Origin of the sequence: Salinivibrio sp. SS3, assembly GCF_001722105.1 — a bacterium.
GTDB lineage: Bacteria > Pseudomonadota > Gammaproteobacteria > Enterobacterales > Vibrionaceae > Salinivibrio > Salinivibrio kushneri.
Genome location: NZ_MEBQ01000002.1, coordinates 57,443 through 80,917 on the forward strand (window position 1 = coordinate 57,443; position 23,475 = coordinate 80,917).

The 23,475-nt window shown below is 53.3% G+C and carries 22 protein-coding genes; 15 read left to right on the plus strand and 7 right to left on the minus strand.

Annotated elements, in window-relative coordinates:
- Window positions 1-62 precede the first annotated feature (62 nt).
- Window positions 63-602, minus strand: a complete 540-nt coding sequence (locus BGL48_RS00425) for a DUF4124 domain-containing protein (RefSeq protein ID WP_069360793.1) — start codon at window positions 600-602, stop codon at window positions 63-65.
- Window positions 603-714: 112 nt separating this feature from the next.
- Window positions 715-2,124 (minus strand): glutamate--ammonia ligase, encoded by a 1,410-nt coding sequence (gene glnA / locus BGL48_RS00430; protein ID WP_069360794.1) that lies wholly within the window; start codon window positions 2,122-2,124, stop codon window positions 715-717.
- Between the two features lie 517 nt (window positions 2,125-2,641).
- On the opposite strand from glnA, the gene typA reads away from it, so the two are divergent.
- Window positions 2,642-4,468: a translational GTPase TypA gene (typA, locus tag BGL48_RS00435; RefSeq protein WP_069360795.1), complete on the plus strand. Its 1,827-nt coding sequence runs from the start codon at window positions 2,642-2,644 to the stop codon at window positions 4,466-4,468.
- A 67-nt stretch (window positions 4,469-4,535) separates the two neighbouring features.
- Here the strand turns inward: typA and BGL48_RS00440 are convergent, their stop codons facing one another.
- Window positions 4,536-5,189, minus strand: a complete 654-nt coding sequence (locus BGL48_RS00440) for a DUF2959 family protein (protein ID WP_106407232.1) — start codon at window positions 5,187-5,189, stop codon at window positions 4,536-4,538.
- 52 nt (window positions 5,190-5,241) lie between these two features.
- On the opposite strand from BGL48_RS00440, the gene BGL48_RS00445 reads away from it, so the two are divergent.
- Genes BGL48_RS00445 through BGL48_RS00455 form a run of 3 tightly spaced genes read left to right on the plus strand, consistent with a single transcriptional unit; the run spans window position 5,242 to window position 7,554 of the window.
- Window positions 5,242-6,177 (plus strand): virulence factor BrkB family protein, encoded by a 936-nt coding sequence (locus tag BGL48_RS00445; RefSeq protein WP_069360796.1) that lies wholly within the window; start codon window positions 5,242-5,244, stop codon window positions 6,175-6,177.
- Window positions 6,149-6,583, plus strand: coding sequence for a D-aminoacyl-tRNA deacylase (dtd, locus tag BGL48_RS00450; RefSeq protein ID WP_069360797.1), 435 nt, complete (start codon window positions 6,149-6,151; stop codon window positions 6,581-6,583). The genes BGL48_RS00445 and dtd overlap by 29 nt, the downstream gene beginning before the upstream one ends.
- 26 nt (window positions 6,584-6,609) lie before the next feature.
- Window positions 6,610-7,554: a bifunctional GNAT family N-acetyltransferase/hotdog fold thioesterase gene (locus BGL48_RS00455; protein ID WP_069360798.1), complete on the plus strand. Its 945-nt coding sequence runs from the start codon at window positions 6,610-6,612 to the stop codon at window positions 7,552-7,554.
- On the opposite strand, the gene BGL48_RS00460 is transcribed toward BGL48_RS00455, so the two are convergent.
- From BGL48_RS00460 to hslR, 4 genes are all read right to left on the minus strand, one after another.
- Entirely contained in the window at window positions 7,551-9,392 is a 1,842-nt protein-coding gene (locus tag BGL48_RS00460) for an AsmA family protein (protein WP_069360799.1), read from the minus strand. The genes BGL48_RS00455 and BGL48_RS00460 overlap by 4 nt on opposite strands.
- Before the next feature lie 126 nt (window positions 9,393-9,518).
- On the minus strand, window positions 9,519-11,147 hold the full coding sequence (pckA, locus tag BGL48_RS00465; RefSeq protein WP_069360800.1) for a phosphoenolpyruvate carboxykinase (ATP): 1,629 nt from the start codon (window positions 11,145-11,147) through the stop codon (window positions 9,519-9,521).
- A 322-nt stretch (window positions 11,148-11,469) separates the two neighbouring features.
- On the minus strand, window positions 11,470-12,345 hold the full coding sequence (gene hslO / locus BGL48_RS00470; protein ID WP_069360801.1) for an Hsp33 family molecular chaperone HslO: 876 nt from the start codon (window positions 12,343-12,345) through the stop codon (window positions 11,470-11,472).
- Window positions 12,346-12,379: 34 nt separating this feature from the next.
- Complete coding sequence (hslR, locus tag BGL48_RS00475; RefSeq protein WP_100297981.1) at window positions 12,380-12,784, minus strand: ribosome-associated heat shock protein Hsp15; 405 nt, start codon at window positions 12,782-12,784, stop codon at window positions 12,380-12,382.
- Window positions 12,785-13,010: 226 nt separating this feature from the next.
- Here hslR and gspC point away from each other — a divergent pair, with 226 nt between their 5' ends.
- The 11 genes from gspC to BGL48_RS00530 are packed head-to-tail and all read left to right on the plus strand — an operon-like array spanning window position 13,011 to window position 23,472.
- The gene (gspC, locus tag BGL48_RS00480) at window positions 13,011-13,937 is read left to right on the plus strand and encodes a type II secretion system protein GspC (RefSeq protein ID WP_069360803.1); all 927 of its coding nucleotides are present in this window, start codon (window positions 13,011-13,013) and stop codon (window positions 13,935-13,937) included.
- A gap of 56 nt (window positions 13,938-13,993) precedes the next feature.
- The gene (gspD, locus tag BGL48_RS00485; protein WP_069360823.1) at window positions 13,994-15,988 is read left to right on the plus strand and encodes a type II secretion system secretin GspD; all 1,995 of its coding nucleotides are present in this window, start codon (window positions 13,994-13,996) and stop codon (window positions 15,986-15,988) included.
- Window positions 15,985-17,520 carry a type II secretion system ATPase GspE gene (gene gspE, locus BGL48_RS00490; RefSeq protein WP_069360804.1) on the plus strand — a complete coding sequence of 512 codons (1,536 nt, stop codon included), beginning with the start codon at window positions 15,985-15,987 and terminating at the stop codon, window positions 17,518-17,520. The genes gspD and gspE overlap by 4 nt, the downstream gene beginning before the upstream one ends.
- Complete coding sequence (gene gspF, locus BGL48_RS00495; RefSeq protein WP_069360805.1) at window positions 17,520-18,755, plus strand: type II secretion system inner membrane protein GspF; 1,236 nt, start codon at window positions 17,520-17,522, stop codon at window positions 18,753-18,755. The genes gspE and gspF overlap by 1 nt, the downstream gene beginning before the upstream one ends.
- A gap of 28 nt (window positions 18,756-18,783) precedes the next feature.
- Complete coding sequence (gene gspG / locus BGL48_RS00500) at window positions 18,784-19,218, plus strand: type II secretion system major pseudopilin GspG (RefSeq protein WP_069360806.1); 435 nt, start codon at window positions 18,784-18,786, stop codon at window positions 19,216-19,218.
- Window positions 19,219-19,220: 2 nt separating this feature from the next.
- Window positions 19,221-19,787, plus strand: a complete 567-nt coding sequence (gene gspH, locus BGL48_RS00505) for a type II secretion system minor pseudopilin GspH (protein WP_069360807.1) — start codon at window positions 19,221-19,223, stop codon at window positions 19,785-19,787.
- Window positions 19,768-20,145: a type II secretion system minor pseudopilin GspI gene (gspI, locus tag BGL48_RS00510; RefSeq protein WP_235614237.1), complete on the plus strand. Its 378-nt coding sequence runs from the start codon at window positions 19,768-19,770 to the stop codon at window positions 20,143-20,145. Before gspH ends, gspI begins: the two co-directional genes overlap by 20 nt.
- Window positions 20,129-20,767 (plus strand): type II secretion system minor pseudopilin GspJ, encoded by a 639-nt coding sequence (gene gspJ / locus BGL48_RS00515; RefSeq protein WP_069360808.1) that lies wholly within the window; start codon window positions 20,129-20,131, stop codon window positions 20,765-20,767. The genes gspI and gspJ overlap by 17 nt, the downstream gene beginning before the upstream one ends.
- Window positions 20,764-21,768 (plus strand): type II secretion system minor pseudopilin GspK, encoded by a 1,005-nt coding sequence (gene gspK / locus BGL48_RS00520; RefSeq protein WP_069360809.1) that lies wholly within the window; start codon window positions 20,764-20,766, stop codon window positions 21,766-21,768. Before gspJ ends, gspK begins: the two co-directional genes overlap by 4 nt.
- Window positions 21,737-22,981 (plus strand): type II secretion system protein GspL, encoded by a 1,245-nt coding sequence (gspL, locus tag BGL48_RS00525; RefSeq protein ID WP_069360810.1) that lies wholly within the window; start codon window positions 21,737-21,739, stop codon window positions 22,979-22,981. The genes gspK and gspL overlap by 32 nt, the downstream gene beginning before the upstream one ends.
- Window positions 22,978-23,472: a type II secretion system protein M gene (locus tag BGL48_RS00530; RefSeq protein WP_069360811.1), complete on the plus strand. Its 495-nt coding sequence runs from the start codon at window positions 22,978-22,980 to the stop codon at window positions 23,470-23,472. Before gspL ends, BGL48_RS00530 begins: the two co-directional genes overlap by 4 nt.
- Window positions 23,473-23,475 lie beyond the last annotated feature (3 nt).

Below are 23,475 nucleotides of genomic sequence, written 5' to 3' on the forward strand. Positions count from 1 at the left end.
GAGATCCTTGCTTGATGCAGCTTGCACTGCTGGGTTTGTGAATGCATCGGCGTTGTCATGGGTTAATCATGCGCGCGATGTGGCTGATTCACGTGGGCGCGATGCAAATACACCTGATGTTCAGAGGACGATGCAATTATCTTGCCGTTTTCTAAAACGCGCACTTTAAAGCGATGGGTGCCTCTGTCTACCGGGCCGAGGTGCCATTGCAGTGTGAGCTGTGAGGCGCTGCGCGTCTGCTCAGGGTGAGCCTGAACGGGTTGACCGTCCATCACCAGCTGCACGTGGTCGCTTGGGGACGCCGCCGGGGCCAGAATGGCTTTTACGGAAACCTTGCCGGGGTTGCTGCGCAACGTCGCGCCATCACTGGGGTGAACCAGTGTGATCGTCACCTTTGATTGATGTGTGGGCGTGGGGGGTGTCTGCGGCGGTTGCGTTAACGATGGCGACACCGGCGAGGGCGCGTAATGGCGCACTTGGTGGGGCGCGTTGGGAGGCTGATCACTGATATGCCATTGTCCGTTTTGATCCTGCCATTGGTAAACTGTGCCAGCCTGGCAGGTGATAGTGAGGCCGAGCACGATAATGGTTAGCCAGCGCATCGCTTCCCCTTTTTTATCTGCAGATACTGGCAATGATAAGCGAGATGGCGCGGGTAAAAAGCACAAAAAAGCCCACCTGCGAGGTGGGCTACAATTTGGGTTGTTTGCGCGCTTATACCGAGTAGTACAGCTCGAATTCCACGGGATGAGTGGTCATTTGGATACGCTCAACATCTTCGCCCTTCAGCGCGATGTAAGAGTCAATGAAGTCATCCGAGAACACACCACCAGCGGTTAGGAACTCGCGGTCATCGTCAAGGGCCTGTAGTGCCTCTTTAAGGGACTCAGCGACGGTTGGGATTTCCGCTGCTTCTTCTGCAGGCAAGTCGTACAAGTCTTTATCCATGGCATCGCCAGGGTGGATCTTGTTTTTAATCCCGTCGAGGCCAGCCATTAGCATGGCGGCGAAGCAGAGATACGGGTTGGCCGTTGGATCGGCAAAGCGCAGCTCAATACGGCGAGCTTTCGGGCTCGGCACCACTGGGATACGGATTGATGCTGAGCGGTTACGTGCCGAGTAAGCCAACATAACCGGTGCTTCAAAGCCTGGGACCAGACGCTTATACGAGTTGGTTGAGGCGTTGGCGAAGGCGTTGATCGCACGTGCGTGTTTGATGACACCGCCAATATAATACAGCGCGGTTTCAGACAAGCCGCCATATTTATCACCGGCAAACAGGTTTTGCCCATCTTTGGCAAGCGACTGGTGGACGTGCATCCCTGAGCCGTTGTCACCAACCAGTGGCTTAGGCATAAAGGTTGCCGTTTTACCAAAGGCGTGCGCAACGTTATGCACCACGTATTTGTAGATTTGGATTTCGTCGGCTTTGGTGGTCAAGGTGTTGAAACGGGTAGCAATTTCATTCTGACCTGCTGTCGCCACCTCGTGGTGGTGCGCTTCAACCACTAGGCCCATTTCTTCCATCACTAATGACATGGCAGAGCGGATGTCTTGTGATGAGTCAACGGGGGCAACCGGGAAGTAGCCGCCTTTTACGCCTGGACGGTGACCTTTGTTTCCCCCTTCGAGGGCGGTACCTGAGTTCCAGCTTGCCTCGACGTCGTCAATTTTATAGAACGAGCCGGCCATATCGGTGGCAAATTTAACGTCATCGAATAAGAAGAACTCTGGTTCAGGACCGATCAATACGGTGTCGGCGATGCCAGATGCGCGCATGTAATCTTCTGCACGTTTAGCAATCGAGCGAGGATCACGGTCGTAGCCTTGCATGGTTGAGGGCTCGAGAATGTCACAACGGATATTCAGGGTGCTTTCCTCGGTAAAGGGGTCAAGCACGGCCGAACTGGCGTCTGGCATCATCACCATGTCTGATTCATTAATGCCTTTCCAGCCCGCGACCGATGAGCCATCAAACATTTTGCCTTCTTCAAAGAAGTCATCATCAATTTGATGCGAGGGGATAGAAACATGTTGCTCTTTACCTTTGGTATCGGTAAAGCGCAGGTCGATGAATTTCACCTCGTTTTCTTGGATCAGTGCGAGCACGTTTTCTACTGACATGTGAAATAACCTCCGGTGTCAAATTGAGTAAATAGCGCGTTGGCTCCTTGCTGCATGACAAAGCGAAAACCGTGCCAACAATTTTAAGCCGCGCCAAACGGCGTTTAACGCGATAAAATCGTGTGCAGCCTTGTTCAAAAGCGTGCAATTTGCACCATCATGGTGCACCTTTGATCGCATCTGGTGCAAGGGGCAAAGACGGTGCGTCGCTTTGCACGAGATGCGTGCATGCGTCGCCCCCCTCTTTGTAGCAGACATTACATGACAAGAGTGTGGGCGGTCTTTAAAAATTCATTTTTTCCCCAATCACGATGAATCCTTGTATTTGCACAATAAATAACCAGTTGTGCCCGGGAGAAACCCGGGGGACGGTGAGCCAATTCACATAATAAGGTGGGTTTTGCGACAAAATCTGGTACATTACGGCCGTTTTTTTAATCAGGTGGCGGTGCCGTCGTGTTAGCATAGCTTGCCAACTTCGGCGCGCGCCCCGTCTATCGAGTGAAAAAGAGAGTCCATGACCAACATACAGACAGATAAATTAAGAAATATCGCCATTATTGCCCACGTTGACCACGGTAAAACCACGCTAGTGGATAAGCTGCTGCAGCAATCCGGTACGCTGGCTTCCCGCGGTGAGGTGGAAGAGCGTGTCATGGACTCAAACGACATTGAGAAAGAGCGTGGCATTACCATCTTGGCCAAGAACACGGCCATTAACTGGAATGACTACCGCATTAACATCGTTGATACGCCGGGACACGCCGACTTTGGTGGTGAAGTTGAGCGCATCATGTCGATGGTTGATTCGGTATTGCTGGTGGTGGACGCAGTAGACGGTCCAATGCCGCAAACCCGTTTTGTGACCCAAAAAGCCTTCTCTCATGGCCTAAAGCCGATTGTGGTTATCAACAAGATTGACCGCCCAGGTGCGCGCCCGGATTGGGTGATGGATCAAGTGTTTGATTTGTTTGACACATTAGGTGCATCCGATGAGCAATTGGATTTCCAAGTGGTTTATGCGTCAGCCCTTAACGGCTGGGCGAGTCTAGAAGAAACCACAGAAGGCGAGGATATGGAGCCGCTGTTCAACGCGATCGTTGATAACGTTGACGCGCCTGACGTTGATATCACCACGCCGCTACAAATGCAGGTGTCTCAGCTGGACTATAACTCCTATGTGGGGGTTATTGGCGTGGGTCGTATCACCCGAGGTTCGGTTAAGCCGAATCAGCAAGTGACGATTGTAAGCGCCGATGGCAGCAAGCGTAATGGCAAAGTGGGCAGTGTTTTAGGCTACATGGGCCTTGAGCGTCATGACGTTGATGAAGCTTCTGCCGGCGACATTATTGCGATTACTGGTTTGGGTGAGCTGAAAATCTCAGACACGATTTGCGATCCAAGCAATGTGGAAGCGCTGCCTGCACTGACTGTGGATGAGCCCACTGTGACCATGACTTTCCAGGTCAATACCTCACCGTTTGCAGGGCTGGAAGGTAAATACGTCACTTCACGTAACATTCTCGAGCGTCTGCAAAAAGAGTTGGTTCACAACGTGGCACTGCGCGTCGAAGAGACAGATAACCCGGATAAATTCCGTGTCTCTGGCCGTGGTGAATTGCACTTATCGATTTTGATCGAGAACATGCGCCGTGAAGGCTTTGAGCTGGCGGTATCGCGCCCAGAAGTGATCATCAAAGAAGAAAACGGCGAGAAGCTCGAACCGTTTGAGACGGTGACCATTGACGTACTGGAAGAGCATCAAGGTGGCGTGATGGAAAGCATCGGCCTGCGTAAAGGTGAGCTGACGAACATGCTGCCAGACGGCAAAGGCCGTGTGCGCATGGACTTTGTGATGCCATCTCGTGGCCTGATTGGTTTCCAAACAGAGTTCTTAACGCTGACCTCGGGCTCGGGCCTGATTTATCATACCTTTGACCATTACGGTAAGTACAAAGGCGGAGATATTGGCCAGCGCATTAATGGTGTGTTGATCTCAAACGCAGCGGGTAAGGCACTGACTTACGCCCTATTTAACTTGCAAGACCGCGGACGCTTGTTTGCCGAGCACGGTGACGAAGTATACGAAGGTCAGGTGATTGGTATTCATAATCGTGCCAACGATCTGACAGTTAACTGTTTGAAAGGTAAGCAGCTGACCAACGTTCGTGCCTCAGGGACCGATGACGCGCAGGTATTGAGCCCAGCGATCAAGTACACCTTGGAGCAGGCGCTTGAGTTTATCGATGATGATGAACTGGTTGAAGCGACGCCGGAGAGCATTCGTATCCGTAAGAAGCTATTGACCGAAACCGAGCGTAAGCGCGCAGGTCGTAAAGGTTAATCACGCGGGCATCACCGCGCGATATGGACAAAGGGCACCCTCGGGTGCCTTTTTTATTGGCTAGCGTTTAATTGAGGGTTTGGATAAAGCGATTTGACGCTTGGATGGCGCGTTGCATGTCAGCGACTGCGCGGTCTATCTCGCCCGAAAGGGCATCCAGCTCACCTTGTAACGCACCAATTGCGCGGGCATTGAGGTTGTGTTTGAGATAAAGCCGGTTATCTTGCAGCGTGTTCAGTACCGGTGTCATGGTTTGTTCGGCACGACGCATGGCATCACGCAGTCGCTCGTATTCCTCACGAGTCTGGCGTAAGCGCTGCTCACTATCACGCTGCAGGCGTTGATTGGTGTACAAGTCTAATTCGTCTTCCCACTCATCAAACAACGCTTCAGAGACAGACTCAAGGGCATCGATGCGTTCACGCACGCGGGTGACGGCTTCATGGCTTGTTTGATACTGGCTATCCACTGCGTCGTAGGCGGCTTGTAGCTCCCCACCGTCAAACTGGGTGAGCTGGCTCAAAGCTTGCCGTGCATTTTTAAACTGAGATTGCGCCGCTTGCTGCGCATCAGCCGCGTCTTCGACTCTGTCGACCATGATATCGCGTTTATGGATGCCCACTTGCTCCATGGCTGAGTAATAGGCAGACTGACAGCCGGTGAGTAGGGTTAAGCCGATAGCAAACAGAAAGATAACCCGCACAGGCAACTCCTTAATCATAAATCATGTACACTCATTACGCTTAAGGCTAACACAAGGTTAAGGTGGAAGGATGCGCAAAATTGGGATCCTGGATGAGAAGACGTGGTGTCATCACCGTGATTGGTTGATGGCGATGCTGGCCCATTTATGGCGGCGTATGGGCGAAGATCGGCTCACGGTGAGTGCGGGCCATATGGCGTATGTCACGCTGCTATCCCTTGTGCCGTTAGTGACGGTGGTGTTATCCGCCTTTTCGAGTTTCCCTGGCTTTTCCGAGGTGGGAGACACCTTACAGCAGTTTGTGATCAACAACTTTGTGCCGGCGGCTGGCGAGGTGGTTGCACGCTACCTTAATGAGTTTGTGGCCAATGCCGGTAAAATGACGGCAGTGGGGGTGAGCTTTTTGTTTGTGGTGGCCATTATGCTTATTTCGGCGATCGATAAGAGCTTGAACCACACCTTTAAGATTCAGACCAAGCGACCCACAATGATCGCCTTTTCCATCTATTGGATGGTGCTGACCTTAGGGCCGATTCTTATTGGCACCAGTATTGCGTTGAGCTCCTATCTCACCTCGCTGTCGTTATTACAAAGCGGGATTGCCAACGATTTATTTACCACCCTACTACGCATTTTGCCCTTTATCCTGACCACATTGACCTTCACGGGGCTTTATACCTTGGTGCCCAATACGCGCGTGCGTCTGCGTCATGCCTTTGTGGGAGCGGCGGTGGCGAGTATCCTGTTTGAGTTAAGCAAGAAAGTCTTCGCCTTGTATGTCACCCATTTTCCGTCGTATCAACTGATTTATGGCGCGTTGGCAGTGATCCCGATTCTCTTTGTCTGGGTGTATTTTAGTTGGTGTATCGTATTGTTTGGTGCCCAAGTGACGGCGACGCTGAGAGAATCTGAACGCTGGTGGTCGCGCGCTCAAGATGCGTCATCTGTTCCTTTAACCATGGAAAAAGAGGAAACCCATGATCGCCCTCATTCAACGCGTGAGTGAAGCCAGTGTGACCGTAGAAGGTACGACGCTGGGCTGTATAGGAAAAGGCTTGGTGGTGCTGCTAGGGGTCGAAAAAGGCGACACCGAGACTCAGGCAGCCAAACTGGCGCATAAAGTGCGCGGTTATCGTGTCTTTGAAGACGACGAAGGAAAAATGAACCTCAATGTGTCACAGGCGGGAGGCGAGTTACTGGTGGTCTCTCAGTTCACCCTCGCGGCTGACACGAAAAAAGGAATGCGTCCAAGTTTTTCAGGCGCATCACCCGCCGACGCTGAACGCCTTTATGAGGTGTTTTGTCACGATTGTCAGCAGGCCGGCGTGAAGACGCAAACCGGTCAGTTTGCCGCGGATATGAAAGTCAGCTTGGTCAATGATGGGCCGGTGACTTTCTGGCTGCAGGTATAATGTGCGCCTAACAGGGAGAGATAGGCATGTTTAAAATCGTCACGCCACGCACAGAGCAAGAGCTTGAGCGTTATTATGACTTTCGCTATCGCATGTTGCGAGAGCCTTGGCATGCGCCGCGCGGCTCAGAGCGCGATGCCTATGATGGCAATGCCTGTCATCGAATGATTGTCGACAGTGACGATGATCCCGTCGCCATCGGGCGTCTTTACTTAACCCCAGACAATGATGGACAGATCCGCTATATGGCGGTCTCTCCCGATTTTCGTAATCGTGGCCTCGGGGCGCTCATATTAATGGCGCTGGAGTCGTTGGCGCGGCAAGAGGGAGCCAAGCGTCTTGTGTGTAGTGCCCGAGAAGAGGCGGTGAGCTTTTATGCACAACACGACTTTATGCGTCAGGGAGATCTCAGTGATGAACGCGGGCCGATCCGTCATCAACAGATGGTGAAACCTTTAGACCCTTTGTCTGATGTAGTGCGTCATCCTGAGTGGTGTACCGAACTACAGCAGCGCTGGCAAGAGCAAATCCCCATCAGTGATAAAATGGGGGTACAGATCAGCCAATTCACCGGCTATCACTTTGAAGTGTGTGCCAATTTAAATGCCAACCTGAATCCACGTCATACCATGTTTGCGGGCAGTATTTTTAGTCTTGCTACGCTCGCGGGGTGGGGGATGGTATGGCTGTTGATGAAAGAGCGCCAACTCAGCGCGGATATCGTCCTCGCAGACAGCCATATTCGCTACCGCAGCCCAGTGGCAGAACGGCCAAGGGCGAGTGTCTCGCTGGATAACTTGAGCGGTGAGCTGGATAGGCTGGAAAATGGTCGCCGCGCGCGTGTCACGCTCGACGTTGAGTTTTTTAGTGGCGACGATAAGGCCGGCGTGTTTACCGGCACCTACGTATTGCTGCCATCAGACGATGGCGCCACCGCACAGCCTGCGCCTCAGTTGGCACTACTGCGTTAACGCACCCTTGGGGTGGCGGTTTGATAAATCGGCCAATCAATCGACACGGATGTCTCCCCCTGAAGAATGCCCGTGATATCGCCACGATCGGCTTTTAGAGAAAGTTGAGCAAATGGGAACGACTGCGACTGACGCTGTTTGGCCGGCGTTTTTTGAAACCACTCAGAAATTCGCGCTGGCCAGCCTTTATCTGGCATGACATCCGCGTGGCCATCTAATAGGGTGGCAGCGAGTGTGCCACTTAAGCCTACGTTGAAACTTTCAGTATCAGACGCTAGCCCAGACCATTGCCCTTGAAGATCGTGAAATCCGCTTAAAGGCAGCGGCCAGTTGAACCATGATTGATAAAGGGATAAGGGGACGTTGAGGCCGTCAACCTGGAATGACCACGGTAGGCTCGGTGTGTTGTAGTTCCACTGGCCAGAGGCCGCCAATTGCCCGTCAGGAAAGCCCAATAGTAATTGACGTAAGTTGACGTGACCGTCGTTCGCTTCTAACCGCAAATAAGGCTCTGCTAGCCATTGTTGGTTGATGCTGGCATAGCTGGCGCTTGCGGTGAGCGTGCCATCACGCAGTTGCCACTGTTGGTCGCGACTGACACGCAGGTCGCGACCGTCAATATCAATGCCATCCACTTTGACGGGAAACTGCGGCGATAACGCCAACCACTCATTGTGTTTGAGCGACAGATCAGTCACGACGATATGGTGCGGCCAATCTGGCAATGCGCTTATCAGCGGGCTAAGCCGTTCGCGGCTGAGAGTGAGGCCATTCGCGCGTAGCCTATCTATCTGCCAAGTCTGGGGAGAAAATTGGCCGGAAATCGCGATAAACCCTTCGTGCGATTGGCTAGTGAGTTGGTTGACTATCCAATTGTCACCGCGACGTTCCAGCTCCCCTAGAGGCTGCTCCCACGTGTGTCCTTGCCAACGGATATAGTCGGCATTAAACGAAGCGCGTAGCTGAGGTTGATGCCACCAAGGCGACTGAGGCGAAAACACTAATTGTTCCGCTGACAAGGTCAGGGCATTAACCGATAGCCGATCTGTTTCGGCACTGAGTTGACGAACGTCGGCACGATCGATGGTGAGTTGGGTGTCGGACGGCCAATGTGACAAGGCCTCGCGAAGCTGCTGTTGTGTTTGCTCACTGTCTACGATGGCATTGCTAATGGTCAATTGGCTCAAGGCGAGTACACCAGGTTGCCATTGCCCTTGGGCGCTAAAGGCCGCACGTTGCCATTGAAATGAGAGCCCATTCAGTTGCCACCCTTTAGGGGAGGGAGTGGCATCCAGAAGCGCATGAGAGAGCGTGAGGCCGTGCCAATCGATATGTTTGGCTTCCCATTGTGCGCGACCACGGACCGACCCCCATGGTGAGTCGCCCTTTTGCCATTCATCAAGCTGGGCACTCACGTGGCGCGCTTGCCAACCTTGCCCAATGAGATCTAAGTCGTTGAACAAGACACGGCCGATTTGCACAGACGCAGGCAACATCTCTAGGCTAGGCGGCGTGCTCTCAGTCAGATCGATAGCCAGACCATCAATACGCAGCCAATGAATGCGTGGCAATCGCGTGGCATCGAGCTGCACGCGCAGGCGGTCGGCTTGCCAATGTTGGGGACCGACGCGATAGCTAGGCTTGGTGAGGGTCAAACTCAGTGGTTGACGCCAATGATAGACCACCTGTTTGGCGGAGAGATCGCCTGGCAGCCAAGGCGAGACAACATGATGAAACAGCGCGGTGCTATAACGCGTGTGAAAGAGAACTGCTAACACCAATAATGCGGTGACACAGAGAATGAAAAAGCTGGCGAACAGTTTGGCCAGGATGCGCATGAACCAACCCTATCAAGGCAATCAGTAGCAATAAGACTGGCGCAAAAGTGCCGTAACTTCAACTATTAGCCAGTATAACCGTGGGGGAGGTGGCCCCGTATCGCACGCACGATACGGGGCAGGGGGTTAGTCTAGCTTGGGACCCGCTGAGACCAGTGCGGCCCCTTCGGGGGTATCGGTATATTTTTCAAAGTTATCGATAAAGCGCTGTGCCAGATCTTTGGCTTTGCTCTCCCACTGAAGGGGATCGACATAGGTATCACGCGGGTCAAGAATGCCGTCGCTCACTTCGTCGAGTGAGGTGGGCACTTCCAAATTAAAGATTGGAATTGACTTGGTCTCCGCTTTTTCGATGGAGCCATCTAAAATCGCGTCAATGATCGCCCGCGTATCTTTGATGGAGATCCGCTTGCCTGAGCCGTTCCAGCCCGTGTTGACCAAATAGGCTTCCGCGCCGGCGGCTTCCATGCGTTTGACCAACACCTCGGCATACTTGGTGGGATGCAAGGTCAAGAAGGCGGCACCAAAGGCGGCAGAAAACGCAGGTGTCGGCTCGGTAATGCCACGCTCCGTGCCTGCAAGCTTCGCCGTAAACCCTGACAAGAAGTGGTACTTGGTTTGCTCTGGGGTCAGCTTAGACACGGGGGGCAGCACACCAAACGCATCCGCCGACAAGAAAATCACCTTGTTTGCATGGCCGCCTTTCGACACCGGCTTAACGATATTGTCGATGTGATAAATCGGATACGAGACACGGGTATTTTCTGTTTTGGTGTTATCGTCAAAGTCGATGGCACCATTGCCGCGAACGGTGACGTTTTCCAGCAACGCATCCCGGCGAATGGCGTTGTAAATATCAGGCTCTGCCTCTTTCGATAGCTTGATGGTTTTCGCGTAGCACCCGCCTTCGAAGTTAAACACACCATGGTCGTCCCAGCCGTGTTCATCATCACCAATCAGCTGGCGTTTGGGATCCGTAGAGAGGGTGGTTTTCCCGGTGCCGGATAAACCAAAGAAGATGGCGACGTCGCCGTCTTTACCCATGTTGGCCGAGCAGTGCATCGACGCGATATCTTGCAGTGGCAAGAAGTAATTCATCATCGCGAACATGCCTTTTTTCATCTCGCCGCCGTACCAGGTGCCGCCGATGAGCTGCATGCGTTCGGTGAGGTTGAAAACGGTAAAGTTTTCCGAGTTCAGACCCTGCTCGCGCCATTTGGTATTGACGCATTTGGCACCGTTCATCACCACGAAGTCGGGCTCAAAGTCTTTCAGCTCTTCCTCGGTTGGGCGGATAAACATGTTTTTGACGAAGTGCGCTTGCCAGGCTACCTCGGTGATCACGCGAATACGCAGACGAGTGTTCGGGTTGGCACCGCAATAGCCATCAATCACAAACAGGCGTTTGCCTGATAACTGATCAGTGACGAGAGCTTTAAGATCCTTCCATACTGCTTGGTCAATCGGCTTGTTGTCGTTTTTGCCTTGATCAGACCACCAGACGGTATCGCGCGTGGTATCGTCGCGGACGATATATTTATCTTTTGGTGAGCGGCCGGTAAAAATACCCGTATCTACCGCCACCGCGCCGAGCTCGGTCACCACGCCTTTTTCATAGCCTTCCAGCCCAGGTTTGGTTTCTTCCTCGAACAGTTGCTCATAAGAGGGGTTACGGATGACTTCTTTGACATTTTCCAGACCATGACAGGAAAGATCGATGTCAGCGACCTCGGGTTCGACGTTCAGGACAGTCATAGGTGCTCCTTGGGGTAAGATGTTGTTAACTGTCTTTGTGCTAGCAACCTGAAAATGTGACTTCAGGGACTGACTCCATACAAGACGGCACACTGGGGTTATTTTGATTGTAGGGTACGGACCACCAGGTGCCATGTCATAGACATGGTAACGCTTAGTTAATCGTTTGCGCTACCCAAAGACCTATTATTGTTTGTACAAAAATAATGCGAGAAAAAATGTGAGTTAAGTCGGGTAGGTATAAGAAAAAAGCCAGCATAATGCTGGCTTTTGAACTCCGTCAGCTGGATTTGCTTCGGAGCGCTAAATATGTAGCACGCTGTTATTGCATTTGTGAGGAAGAGTCCGCGTTTTGCTCGAAAATGGCTGCCACATCAACACTATCGAAAGCGTAGTCTGTACCACAATAATCGCAATGCAAATGAATGGTTCCCATTTCTGCCACCATTTTATCCACTTCGCTGCGCTCAATGGCGGCGATGGCGCTGGCACTGCGCTCACGTGAGCAGCTGCATTTGAATACCACCTCTTGTGCGGGATACAGCGTGACTTTTTCCTGGTGGTACAAACGATGCAGCACATCTTTAGCAGGCAAGCTAAATAGCTCTTCGTTTTTGATGGTGTCGGTAAGCTGAGCAAGGTGTTCAAAATCGCCCTCGTCGCCTTTGCCGTCGGGGAGCACCTGTAGCATCATCCCCGCCGCATGCGGTTTACCTTCATGCTCACCTGTACGCAACCAAAGGCGGGTCATCAGTTGTTCTGAACGGGCAAAGTAATCTTCAAGACAGGCTTGTAAGCTGTCAGATTCCAGACCGACAATACCTTGATAGCGTTCACCGTCGACAGGCTCGATGGTGATGATGAGTTGGCCTTTCCCCATCATCTCCGGCAAGGTCGCATCGTCTTTGATGTCGCCTTTGACGCGCGCGGTACCACGCAGCTGTTGGTGATGATCGCCATTAATCACCGCGAGAGAGACAGGGCCATCGCCTTGCAGTTGCACTGTGATTGAGCCGTTAAACTTGAGTGTCGCGGTCAATAAGCTAGTCGCGGCAAGCATCTCTCCCAGCAAGGCATTGACCGGTGCCGGGAAATCTTGGTTTTCCAGTATGCGCTGATAGGTATCATCGAGCTTAACCAGCTCACCACGCACAGACACATCTTCAAATAGGTAACGGTGTAGTTGATCGTTTGACATGCAATTTCTCTCCGGCAATGGCGCGCTCGCGGCCTTAGTCTATGCCTTGTTTAAACTTACGAATATCTCGGCGTTGCTTTTTATCCGGTCGCCCATCGGGACGCGGATTGTGTGCGTTTAAGCGACGCATTTCTGACTCGTGCTCGCGCTTGGCGAGGCTGCTCTCGGTTTCTTGGTACAGGGTTTGCGCGATCGGCGCTCCCTGTCGCTGCTCTGAAAGTGCCATAACCGTGACGGTTTTTTCATCATGGCCTTGGCGAAGGCGGATTTCTGCCCCAACCTCTACCATTTTACTCGGCTTAGCACGCTGGCCATTGTACTGCACTTTGCCGCCATCTATCATGTTGCGCGCAACGGAGCGCGTTTTGTAAAAGCGGGCGGCCCACAGCCACTTGTCCAACCTGACCGCCGTCAAAGGCGTTGATGTGTGGTTTTTCATCATCCAACTCCTGCGCAATCTGGATCGGCGACATTAGCACAAAATTTACTTTAGAGCAGTATCACAGCATCGCGGTTTCGCTGCCCGTCCAGTCGATGACTTCGATAAAATACCGGTCTATGACTGAAAAAGTCTCACTATCACAATGCGTTTTTGCTAGCATGCCCAGCTTTTCGTAATCTAATGATGGAACTTGCTGGCAAAAAAAGCCATCAATGGATAAACGGTGACCCAAATTGGTTTAAAAGGCATGATCTCTCAGGCAGGACGCCAACATAATCGCTTCTCTTTGTCGCCACAAACACTGCGTCGCGCTGCCCCTTGGCTCAATATTGGCCTAGTCTGCGTGCTCGCATGGTTGGCAGGTCGTCTGGTGTGGGCTTTTTATCAGCCTGCGCCTCCTACGCAGTCGCCTGTGGTGCACGAAGCGTCCACCTCTCAATCACCCGGGAACAGGCTGTCACTTGCACCTGTGATCAATGCCCAGCTTTTCGGGCGTTATCAAGCCTCGAAGGCGCAGCGTCGACAAGCAGTGAGCGAGGTGCCGGAAACACGCTTGCAATTAACCTTGGTAGGGGTGGTGGCCAGTGACCAACCATCCCGCGCGTTGGCGGTGATCGCCAATCGCGGCCAGCAGGCCACCTATGGGGTGGGTGAGCAGGTAAACGGCACCCAAGTCAGTATTGACCAGGTGTTGTCAGATCGGGTGATCTTACGCCAGGGAACACGGCGAGAGGCATTGTTGATGCCAGGCGTAGAGGCGGATAGCACGCCGCAAACCGTCTTTTCACCGTCAAAAGGGGAGGTAGCGCCCCCAAAGCCCACGCCCCATGAGGGAGCCAGCACTGACTGGCCGGTCAATCTTGCGCAGCAGCTCAATCAAAATCCTCAGCGTCTATTTGATTATGTGCAGCTCGCGCAAGTGGGTGATGCCAAGGCGCTGAAAGGCTTTCGTCTCACCCCTGGGAAAAACCCGGTGTTGTTTGAACAATCTGGGTTGCAACCAGGAGACATCGCGATTGCGATTAATGGCCTCAAGCTCAGTCGTTCGGTGGCACTGCCTGACATTCTCAGTCGCATTCAACAACAGGGCACGCTTGATCTGGTGGTCGAGCGGCAAGGACAGCAACATGACATCTCGATTCAATTATAAATTACAACCACCGCTGCGCGCGGCAGTAGGAGCGTGACGTGAATTTAAGGCAACGACTGATCCCCTATTTCATCGCTGTGACTTTTCTTTTCTCTGGGCTGTCGGCGAGCGCGGCGGAATTCAGTGCATCATTTAAAGGCACTGACATTCAGGAATTTATTGAAATTGTGGGCCGTAACCTAGAAAAGACCATCATTGTCGATCCCTCCGTGAGAGGCACGGTCAACGTCCGCAGCTACAACACCCTGACTGAGGAGCAGTACTATCAGTTTTTCCTCAATGTCCTAGAAGTGTATGGCTTTGCGGTGGTGGAAATGGATAACGGCGTCGTCAAGGTGGTACGTGACAAAGATGCCAAAACCTCGCCCGTGCCTGTGGTTGGTGAAGCTGACAACGTGGTGGGCGATGAGGTGGTCACGCGAGTGGTGGCGGTAAAAAACGTCTCGGTGCGTGAGTTGTCGCCGCTGTTACGTCAGCTTATCAATAATGCGGGGGCGGGAAATGTGGTGCACTACGATCCGGCCAATGTGATCATGATTACTGGACGTGCCGCGGTGGTGAATCGCTTAACCGATATTATTCAGCGCGTCGATCAGGCTGGTGATAAAAAAGTCGAAGTCGTGCGCCTTGATCACGCGTCAGCCGCGGAAATGGTGCGGATTGTCGACACCCTCAATAAGCGTGACAACGCTAACACCCGCCCTGAGCTATTAGAACCACGCATTGTCGCCGATGAACGCTTGAATGCGGTGTTGGTCTCTGGTGAGCCCAAAGTCCGTGAACGGGTGATTGAACTTATCAAACAACTTGACCAAGAAATGGCGACCACGGGCAATAGTCGCGTGATTTATCTTCGCTACGCCAAAGCGGAAGACGTGGTAGATGTATTACAGGGCGTTTCGGATAATCTTCTGAAAGAAAAAGAGAAAAACGCCAAGCCGAGCGTGAATGATCAAGCAGTACAAATCTCCTCGCATCAAGGGACCAACTCGCTGGTAATTACCGCCCCGCCCGATATTTTAAAAACCCTTGAAAGCGTAATTTCCCAGCTCGATATTCGCCGCGCACAAGTGTTGATTGAAGCGCTGATTGTGGAAATGTCGGAATCCGATGGCGCGAACCTCGGCGTACAGTGGGGCTCGCTGGAAAACGGCGGTATTCAGTTTAATAACACAGGTGTCGGCATTTCGAGTTACCTCGGCGGCCAAGAAGCCACTAAAGATAGAACGCGCACTGAAACGCGTGTCATCGACGGTGTTGAAACGCCAGTCGAAGTAACCGAATCAGGCGACTACTCGGCGCTTAATGAAGTCTTAGGTGGCTTAAATGGCTTGGCGGCTGGCGTGGTCATGGGCGATTGGACCGCTTTGGTGACGGCCGTGGCGTCGAATAATGAATCCAATATTCTGTCTTCGCCTAATCTGACGGTGCTGGATAACCAAGAAGCCTCGTTTGTGGTAGGGGAAGAAGTGCCCGTCATCACCGGTTCGCAAACGGGCTCGAATAACGATAACCCGTTCCAAACCGTTGAGCGTAAAGATGTGGGCATCAAACTGAAAGTGACCCCGCAAATCAATGAAGGCTCGGCGGTGCTATTGGATATTGAGCAGGAAGTGTCCAATGTATTGGGTGCCAGTGGCGCAGTGGATGTGCGTTTTGGTAAGCGCCAGTTGACCACCTCTGTGATGGTGGGTGACCAACAGATGATTGTGCTAAGTGGTTTGATTGATGAGCGCACGGTCGAAAGTGAATCCAAGGTGCCACTGTTAGGGGATATTCCCGTGTTAGGGCATTTGTTTAAGTCGACCTCGACCGAAACCGAAAAGAAAAACCTGATGCTGTTTATTAAGCCGACCATTATCCGTACTGGTTTGACCGCGGATGGTGTGACGCAGCGTAAATACAATTATATCCGCGCCGAGCAATTACAGCGCGCCCAAGAGGGTGTGAAGCTGATGCCCGACGCTGAGAAACCGGTGCTGCCGGACTACAACAGCGAGGCGGTGATGCCTGCCGAGGTACGCGCGCTAAAAGCGGAGCTAGCAGGATGAGTGATCGCGCGAAAGAGCTCAGCCGAGATCCGGACGCTCGTTGGCAATTACCGTTTGGCTTTGCCCGTCGTCATGGGGTGATATTACTCAATGACACTGAGGGTAGCGAGCGCACGCGCTTGCTGTGCTTGTCCTCCGTAACGCCAGAGACCTTAGCAGAAGTACAACGGGTGTTAGGGGGTAACTTAGCACCTGAAATCGTCTCGGACAGTGACTTTGACCAACACCTCACCCGTTTGTATCAACGTGATAGCGCCGATGCCCAACAGTTAATGGCGGATATTGGCGCTGATGCAGACAGTGATGATTTTTTCTCTCTCGCGGAGGAATTGCCACAAAGCGAAGACCTGCTGGAATCGGAAGATGATGCGCCGATCATCAAGCTCATCAACGCAATGATGGGGGAAGCGATCAAAGAGAGCGCGTCTGATATCCATATTGAAACCTTTGAGCATGCGTTATCGATTCGCTTCCGCGTCGATGGGGTGTTACGAGAAGTGCTCTCGCCGAGTCGCAAACTGGCACCGCTGTTAGTCTCTCGAGTGAAAGTGATGGCCAAGCTGGATATTGCCGAAAAACGCGTACCGCAAGATGGCCGTATTTCAGTCCGTATTGGTGGTCGTGCGGTGGATGTCAGGGTGTCGACCATGCCCTCCTCCCATGGCGAGCGCGTGGTCATGCGTTTACTCGATAAGCATGCGGTCCAGCTCGACTTAGCCCAGCTAGGTATGGCGCCTGACCTTCACCAAGGGTTCCGAGCGCTTATTCACAAGCCTCATGGTATTTTGTTGGTCACCGGGCCGACCGGGTCGGGGAAATCCACCACCCTATATGCTGGGTTACAAACCATTAACAGTGAGGATCGTAATATTCTCACCGTTGAAGATCCGATCGAGTTCGATCTGGCCGGGATCGGGCAAACTCAGGTAAACCCCAAAGTCGATATGACCTTCGCGAGAGGGCTGCGTGCGATGTTGCGCCAAGATCCTGACGTGGTGATGGTGGGGGAAATTCGCGACTTAGAAACCGCTCAAATTGCAGTTCAAGCCTCCCTGACCGGCCATTTGGTGATGTCCACATTACATACCAACACCGCGATAGGGGCGGTGACCCGCTTGCGCGATATGGGGATTGAGCCTTTCTTGCTTTCATCATCGTTACTCGGGGTATTAGCACAGCGCTTGGTTCGTACGCTGTGTGAACACTGCCGTGTGCCCTATCAAGCCGACGACACGCAGCAACAATTGTTTGTGGATGTGGGGCTTGCCGATCAAGGCGATCCCATCACCTTGTATAAACCCAGTGGTTGTGAGCATTGCCACCAAAAAGGCTATCGCGGCCGCACCGGGATCCATGAACTGTTGACCGTGGATGAGAAGGTACAAGCGCTGATTCATCATGATGCCGGTGAGCATGCCATCGAGGAAGCCGTGCGAGCGCAAAGCCCCAGCATTCGCTATGACGGCTTGGCCAAAGTGCTGAACGGGGAAACCACCCTGGAAGAAGTGATGCGAGTGACCAAGGAGAGTTAATGGCTGCCTTTGACTACCAAGCACTGGACGCGCGAGGACGTAAACGCAAGGGCGTGATTGAAGCCGATACGGCACGTCAAGCGCGACAGCAATTGCGCGACAAGGGCTTTACTCCTCTCGAGGTCCAGGCCACGACCCGTCAGCGTGCGACACAAAAAAGCACGGCCTCTCAACCACTTTTTCGTCAGCGCGGACGCGGTATTAGCACCCAGGAGCTATCACTAATCACCCGTCAGTTGGCGACCTTGATTGAGGCGGCGATGCCTCTGGAGGAGTGCTTAAAAGCGGTGGCAGAGCAGGCCGAGAAACCGCGAATTGGCAGCATGATGACCAGTGTGCGCGCGCGAGTGATGGAAGGGTATACACTCGCCGATGCCTTGGCGGACTACCCGCAGGTGTTTGATGAACTCTACCGGGCAATGATTTCGGCGGGTGAAAAAGCGGGCCATTTGGGCACTGTGCTTGAGCGGCTGGCTGACTATGTGGAAAACCGTCAACGCATTCAAGCGACCTTGCTGCAAGCCATGCTGTACCCGGCGATTTTGACCTTTTTTTCGGTGTTGATTGTCGCCTTCCTGTTGGCCACCGTGGTGCCTGATATCGTCGGTCAATTTGTCCAAACCGGGCAATCACTGCCCGCATCAACCCAGTTTCTCTTAAGCGCCAGTGACTTTATTACCCAGTGGGGCGTGTGGGTAGTCAGTGGGCTAGCCCTTGTCAGTACGGGTATTCGTTGGTTACTGAAAGACACGCAAAGGCGCTTGGCTTGGGATAAGCAAAAGCTTTCTCTGCCCATTCTTGGCCGTGTTGCTCGCGGCCTCAATACATCGCGTTTTGCTCGTACCTTAGCGATTTGCACCGCCAGTGCGATCCCCTTGTTGGACGGAATGAAGGTTGCCGCGCAAGTGATCACTAACCAGTATGTGCGCAAACGGGTATTAGAGGCCGCCGATAAAGTGCGTGAGGGGGCCAGCTTACGTGTTTCGCTTGACCAATCCGGGCTGTTTCCGCCGATGATGCTGCATATGATTGCTAGCGGCGAGCGCAGTGGAGAATTGGAACCCATGCTCTCACGCGCAGCTGACAACCAAGACAAAGATTTTGAGGCGCAAGTGAATGTTGCCTTAGGGATATTTGGCCCGTTAATGATTGTACTGATGGCCGGATTAGTGCTTTTTATTGTGGTGGCCACCTTGATGCCAATCATTGCCATGAACGACATGGTGGGTTTGTGATTTGAATAATTTAAACAAGGAGAAAGCGATGCGTCGTCAACAAGGTTTCACCCTGCTCGAGATCATGGTGGTGGTGGTGATTATTGGGTTACTCGCCAGTTTTGTTGCCCCTAACTTACTGGGCAACAAAGACAAAGCCGCGGTGAAAAAAGCGGTGGCGGATGTCAGCGCGCTCGAAAATGCGCTGGATATGTACAAACTGGATAACAACCAGTATCCCACCACCGACCAAGGCTTAGACGCGCTAGTGACCCAGCCGCAAAGTGAGCCGGTGCCCCGCAATTATCCGGCACAAGGCTACATCAAGCGTTTACCGCAAGACCCATGGAATAACGATTATCGCTATGTCAGCCCAGGCGAGCACGGGGTGGTCGATATCTTTTCTCTAGGCGCTGATGGTCAAGAAGGCGGGGAAGGGGTTAACCAAGACATTGGTAACTGGAACCTCAACGAGCTGCAATAAACATGCGTCAAGCAGCCGGCTTTACGTTACTCGAGATCTTGCTGGTGGTGGTCATCGTTGCGGTGAGCGCCTCGGGCGTGATCATGGTGTGGCCTGAACCGGCCGACACCCGCACCCAAGAAGCCGGTCAAGCACTGTATCAGCGGATGAAGCTGTGGGCAGAGCAAAGCTGGTTGGAAGGACGTACCTATGGCGTGCGTATCGAGCAACAGCGCTATCAACTTTTAGTGTTGGGACAAGAACAATGGCAACCGGTCAGCAGTGACCGCTGGGCGACCCAAGGGCGCTTGCCCGAGCAAAGCCGCTTTGTCTTAACCATGGATGGCTTTGGTTGGCAGCAACAAGACAGGTTGTTCGAGGATAAGCCGCTGTTTGAGGATTTGTTTGACGAGGACGATGAGCAGACGGTGGCGCCACCGCAAATCTGGCTACTGCCCAATGGTGAGCTGACGCCGTTTACCCTGATGATTGAAACAGATGGCCGTGCGGTCTGGCAGCTCAAAGCCAATGAACTGGCGCAGTTTACCTGGCAGCGTGCAGGAGAGGGTGATGATGTTAGTGCGCGCTAACTCACAACAGGGAATGACTTTGCTTGAGGTCTTAGTCGCGGTAGCGATCTTTGCCGTGGCGGCGCTGAGTGTGATGAAAGCCACGGGGCAACACACCCGCTCACTGAGTCGCTTAGAACAAAAAACCTTAGCCGCTATGGTGGCGGATAATCAGCTGGCCGAGGTAGTGCTCAGCGCTAAGGTGCCAGATAAAGCCACGCAAGGCACGACTGAGATGGCGGGGCAACAATGGCAATGGCAGTTGGCGCCAGTCGCCACAGAAACCGGCCAGTTGCGTGCGGTTGATATGTCAGTGGCTGCCGCCGCAGAGACCGATCACCCGTTGGTGACCGTGAGGACCTATGTCGCCACGCGTTGAACGAGGATTTACCTTATTGGAAGTGCTGTTGGCGTTGGTGGTATTCGCTAGCATTAGTTTGACCGCCTACCAAGTCCTGCAAACTGTGCAGCGCAGTGATGAGCAGTCTCAGCAGGTGGGGGAGACCTTACAGCAACTGCAGCGCGCGTTGGTGATCATGGACAGTGACTTTCGGCAAATGGCGGCAAGACGTCAGCGGGTCGAAGGACAAGCGCCAACAGAGCAGCTGCTAATGGCTGGCTCTGACGTGCTGCAAAGTGACGCAATGGGCGTGCGCTTTACCCGCACCGGCTGGATTAACCCACAAATGCGCTTTCCGCGTGGTGAAGTGGTGGCGGTCGGGTACCGTCAGCGCCAGGGCAAGCTTGAGCGCTTGCGCTGGCGCTACCCTGACCAAGCGGCGAGCGATGAGCCCGCGGTGGCGACGCTGCTCAGTGATATTGATGATTTGACCTTTCGCTTCTACGTCAAACAGGGTTGGCAAGACGGTTTCGATACTAAACACGCATTACCGAAAGCGGTTCAAGTGCGCTTTACCCACCCACGCTATGGCCAGTTAGTACGCACTTATCTCGTGGCTGGGCAAACCTTGCCGGCTCCCTTGCAGCGGGAGGCGCAATGAGTCGGCAGCGAGGCGCGGCCCTTTTAGTGGTGATGATGATCATGGCGCTGATGACCGCGATTGCCGGGAGCATGGCGTCGCGGTTATACACCAACTATCATCGCGCTGAAAACCAGCTGCATTTTCAGCAAGCCTACTGGTTTGGCAATGCGGTTGAGGGGTTGGCGGCATCGGTATTGCGTGAGAGCTTAGCAGGCAGTGAGACGGTGAATTTAAGTCAGGCCTGGGCAGAGCCAGCTCGAACCTTTCCGCTGGATGGCGGAAAAGTAAGTGGACACTTACAAGATGCGAGCGCCTGTTTTAACCTTAATAGTTTACAGTTGCGCGGCGTCAAAGTGGGTGGGGCGACACCCTATGAGGTCACTGTGTTGCGGGCGCTGGTGGGACAGTATGTGGAAGATAGTTATCAAGCGGATGTCATCGCGCAAGCAAGCCGTGATTTTATTGATGAAAACAATCAGCTGGATCAGTCGCTCGGGGCAGAAGACGCGCACTATGAAAGCGTCCAGCCTGCGTATGTGACGGCGGATGCGTTGCTGGCCGATGTGAGTGAGTGGCGTGCGGTGCGTGGGGTGAATGGTGACGTGTTTCGGCGCGCCTCGCCTCAGCTTTGCGCGTTGCCGAGCGCTGAGCTTAAGGTCAATGTGAATACCTTAACCGAGAAACAAGCGCCTTTGCTTTCTGCACTATTTACCTCCGCGTTACCGGTGGAGCAAGCCCAGCAGGTGATTGCGCAGCGGCCTGAGGCAGGGTGGAAAAGTGTCGCCGCGTTTATCGACACCTTGAATCTCCCCGAGTTTGATGACGCCGAGCGAGAGCGAGTCGTGTCCCATCTCAGCGTGACCAGCGAGTTCTTTTTATTACAAGCCGATGTGCAGGTGGCCTCTGCCCAACGTCACATCCAGGCACTATTGCACTATCAAGACGATGGCGAGGTTTCCATTGTACGCCGTCGGTTCGGAGGAATGCGTGAGCGAGCGACTGATAATAAGGATCAGTGATGCCAGCCAGCCCGTTTATTGGGCGCAGGTTCGTGCCAGTGATAACCAGGTGGTAGATAGCGGCTGTTGTCAGCAACTGTCAGCGTTAACCGAGCAAGCACAAACACGATCCGTGGTGGTGTTGGTGGACAGCACTTGGTTAACATTAACCTCGGTGACATTGCCTCCTGGGTCTCGGCGCCAGCGCGACAAGGTGGTGCCTTACTTACTCGAGGAAGCCTTGGCGGAAGAGGTGGAAGCGGTACACGTGAGTATTGTTGACACCCAGGCAGACACGGCACAGGTGGCCGTGGTGGCGCATCAGCAAATGCAAGCTTGGCAACAAGCGTTGGACGAAGCCGGGATAAGTGCACGGCAGTGGATCCCCGATGTGCTGTGTATACCTTGGCAACCCGAGTCATTATCACTGTTGGCATTGGGTGAACAGTGGTTGTGCCGTTTGGGTGCCAATCAAGGCGTGGTAGGCTCGGCGGACTGGCTCACCTTTTGGGGACAGACTTGGTGGCGACAGCAGCAAGCGCAGGCGGACAGTAACACGCCTGAGCAGACTCGTGCTCTTAGCATTGACGCTTACGGTGAAAGTGATCGGCAAGCGTCTAATCCCTTTCATGCCTTACCGTTTCAATCTGAGTGGCATACAGAGGTGGCGCTGCACGTGTTGGCCACGCACAGCCACTCGGTGACGGCCAATATACTAACCGGAGATTATCGACCGCAAAGTCAAACCAAGCAGACACTGAAACCCTTTTTACCTGCCGCGTGTCTATTGGTCGCAATCGCTGGTTTGCTTGGTGTCGAGCAATGGCTGTCGATTCGTGATACCCAGCAGCAAGCGCAGGCCCTACGGACGCAAAGCGAAGCCCTGTTTCGTCAAACCTTGCCGCAGTATGAGCGGATCCCGACGCGCTCATATATGGTGCGGCAAATGGATGCAGAGATCGCGCGGTTGGAAAACCAACAACATGATGCGGCGCTTTTACCTTGGTTGGCGCAGTTAGCCCCCCTACTCACAGAGGTGCCCGGTATCGAGCTTCAGGCACTGCGTTATCAAGCCAGTCGCGACGCCTTGATACTGCGAGCAACCGGCAATGATTTCGCCCAATTTGAACGCTTACGTGCAGCCTTGAGTGAGCATTATGCGACAGACTTGGGGCAGCTTAATCGCAGTGGTGAGACGGTCAGCGGTGAATTTACCCTAAGGAGCCAATCATGATCGCACGTATTCAGGCACAGTGGCAGTCGATCAGCGTGCGCGAGCAGCGGCTTTTGTTGGTTGCCGGCGGTGTGTTGCTGTTAAGTGTGCTTTATTGGGGCATTGTGGTGCCGATACAGACACAAGCTGATCAGGCACGGACTGCCGTGATCAGTGAGCGAAAGATCTACCGTGAGCTGCAACAAAAACGCAATCATATTATGCAACTGCGCTCACAGTCTGGACACAGTCGCCAAGTGGTGGCCAGTCGAAACCAACCGCTTAACCAAGTGATCGCGGCCAGTGCGGGTGAGTTCAATCTGACCATTACACGGTTACAGCCTGGGGAAGACAGTGTGCAATTGGGTCTCGAACCTCTACCGTTTAATCAATTACTACGGTGGCTAGAGCAACTGGCGCAGCGACACGGGATTCAAGTCGTTCGCTTAAGCACTGAAGCGACCGATACGGCCGGTGTGGTGAAAGTCAACCGACTGCAGCTGGAGCGTTAAACC

Coding starts and splice junctions, on each gene's coding strand:
- BGL48_RS00425 (WP_069360793.1), bottom strand. CDS start 602: ATGCGCTGGCTAACCATTATCGTGCTCGGCCTCACTATCACCTGCCAG.
- glnA (WP_069360794.1), bottom strand. CDS start 2,124: ATGTCAGTAGAAAACGTGCTCGCACTGATCCAAGAAAACGAGGTGAAA.
- hslR (WP_100297981.1), bottom strand. CDS start 12,784: ATGAAAAACCACACATCAACGCCTTTGACGGCGGTCAGGTTGGACAAG.
- BGL48_RS00445 (WP_069360796.1), top strand. CDS start 5,242: ATGCGCAAAATTGGGATCCTGGATGAGAAGACGTGGTGTCATCACCGT.
- gspE (WP_069360804.1), top strand. CDS start 15,985: ATGAGTGATCGCGCGAAAGAGCTCAGCCGAGATCCGGACGCTCGTTGG.
- typA (WP_069360795.1), top strand. CDS start 2,642: ATGACCAACATACAGACAGATAAATTAAGAAATATCGCCATTATTGCC.
- gspK (WP_069360809.1), top strand. CDS start 20,764: ATGAGTCGGCAGCGAGGCGCGGCCCTTTTAGTGGTGATGATGATCATG.
- gspJ (WP_069360808.1), top strand. CDS start 20,129: ATGTCGCCACGCGTTGAACGAGGATTTACCTTATTGGAAGTGCTGTTG.
- gspG (WP_069360806.1), top strand. CDS start 18,784: ATGCGTCGTCAACAAGGTTTCACCCTGCTCGAGATCATGGTGGTGGTG.
- BGL48_RS00440 (WP_106407232.1), bottom strand. CDS start 5,189: ATGATTAAGGAGTTGCCTGTGCGGGTTATCTTTCTGTTTGCTATCGGC.
- pckA (WP_069360800.1), bottom strand. CDS start 11,147: ATGACTGTCCTGAACGTCGAACCCGAGGTCGCTGACATCGATCTTTCC.
- BGL48_RS00530 (WP_069360811.1), top strand. CDS start 22,978: ATGATCGCACGTATTCAGGCACAGTGGCAGTCGATCAGCGTGCGCGAG.
- dtd (WP_069360797.1), top strand. CDS start 6,149: ATGATCGCCCTCATTCAACGCGTGAGTGAAGCCAGTGTGACCGTAGAA.
- gspI (WP_235614237.1), top strand. CDS start 19,768: ATGATGTTAGTGCGCGCTAACTCACAACAGGGAATGACTTTGCTTGAG.
- gspF (WP_069360805.1), top strand. CDS start 17,520: ATGGCTGCCTTTGACTACCAAGCACTGGACGCGCGAGGACGTAAACGC.
- BGL48_RS00455 (WP_069360798.1), top strand. CDS start 6,610: ATGTTTAAAATCGTCACGCCACGCACAGAGCAAGAGCTTGAGCGTTAT.
- gspH (WP_069360807.1), top strand. CDS start 19,221: ATGCGTCAAGCAGCCGGCTTTACGTTACTCGAGATCTTGCTGGTGGTG.
- hslO (WP_069360801.1), bottom strand. CDS start 12,345: ATGTCAAACGATCAACTACACCGTTACCTATTTGAAGATGTGTCTGTG.
- BGL48_RS00460 (WP_069360799.1), bottom strand. CDS start 9,392: ATGCGCATCCTGGCCAAACTGTTCGCCAGCTTTTTCATTCTCTGTGTC.